The sequence below is a fragment of the Rhodococcus sp. O3 genome (assembly GCF_048897285.1).
Lineage (GTDB): Bacteria > Actinomycetota > Actinomycetes > Mycobacteriales > Mycobacteriaceae > Rhodococcus.
In genome coordinates, this window is record NZ_JBMBTE010000302.1 from 1 (window position 1) to 1,431 (window position 1,431).

At 65.1% G+C, this 1,431-nt stretch carries 1 protein-coding gene; it reads left to right on the forward strand.

Annotated elements, in window-relative coordinates:
- Positions 1-131 precede the first annotated feature (131 nt).
- Complete coding sequence (locus ACN675_RS29120; protein WP_420754110.1) at positions 132-1,376, forward strand: IS256-like element IS1164 family transposase; 1,245 nt, start codon at positions 132-134, stop codon at positions 1,374-1,376.
- Positions 1,377-1,431: the final 55 nt, after the last annotated feature.

Sequence of the window (1,431 nt, forward strand, 5' to 3'; positions counted from 1 at the left end):
GGTTGCGTCCATCAGGATGGTGTACGAGCCGGAACCAAACGAACTGATCGGCGTGTCGTAACCGGACGAAAGACGGTCATCGCGTGATTCTTCGAGAGAGCTACCAACTCGACTCGACGAAAGAGCACGCGATGACCAATGCCCACGATATCGACCTCCGCCGGCTTGTCGAAGACCGACTCACCGGCGCCAGCCCCGACCTGCTGCGCGAGCTGCTGACGATGTTCATACATGCCCTGATGGGCGCCGAGGCCGATGCCCTGTGCGGCGCCGACTACGGCCAACGCTCCGACGAACGGGTCAACGTTCGCAACGGCTACCGGCACCGCGACTTCGATACCCGCGTCGGCACCCTCGACGTGGCCATTCCCAAGCTGCGGTCCGGCTCGTACTTCCCGGACTGGTTGCTGCAACGGCGCAAACGCGCCGAACGTGCCCTGACCTCGGTTGTTGCGACCTGCTATCTACTCGGGGTCTCGACCCGGCGGATGGAGAAACTCGTCGATACCCTCGGGATCACCTCGCTGTCGAAGTCGCAGGTCTCGGTGATGGCGAAAGACCTCGACACCCAGGTCGAGGCCTTCCGGAACCGACCCCTCGATGCGGGCCCGTACACGTTCGTCGCCGCCGACGCCCTGGTCCTCAAGGTCCGCGAGAACGGACGGGTGGTGAACGTGCACGCCCTGGTCGCGGTCGGGGTCAACGCCGACGGCTACCGCGAGATCCTGGGGCTGGACGTCACCTCCGCCGAGGACGGCGCCGGCTGGCTGACCTTCTTCCGTGGGTTGGTCGCCCGCGGGCTGACCGGGGTGAAACTGGTGACCTCCGATGCCCACGCCGGCCTCGTCGCGGCAATCGGCGCGACTCTGCCCGGTGCCTCCTGGCAGCGGTGCCGTACCCACTACTCGACGAACCTGATGGCGGTGACCCCGAAGTCGTCGTGGCCCTGGGTGAAGACACTGCTGCACTCCGTGTACGACCAGCCCGACGCGGATTCCGTTCACGCACAATATGATCGGATCATCGATGCGCTCACCGAGAAGTTGCCGAAGGTGGCCGATCACCTCGACGCTGCACGGTCGGATCTGTTGGCGTTCACCGCGTTCCCGAAGCAGATCTGGAAACAGATCTGGAGCAACAATCCGCAGGAGCGCCTCAACAAGGAGATCCGCCGCCGGACCGACGTGGTGGGGATCTTCCCGGACCGGACTGCGCTGATCCGACTGGTCGGGGCGGTGCTGGCCGAACAGCACGATGAGTGGATCGAAGGCCGCCGCTACCTCGGCCTCGACGTACTCGCTCGCTCCCGCACCGACAAGCCCGCCGACAGTGTCACCGAGGAGACCGAGGAGGTGACACCGGCCTTGACTGCCTGATCCACCCACGAGGAATCACGCGACGACGTCGTACACCACCTCACGGGACTTGACC

Coding starts and splice junctions, on each gene's coding strand:
- ACN675_RS29120 (WP_420754110.1), top strand. CDS start 132: ATGACCAATGCCCACGATATCGACCTCCGCCGGCTTGTCGAAGACCGA.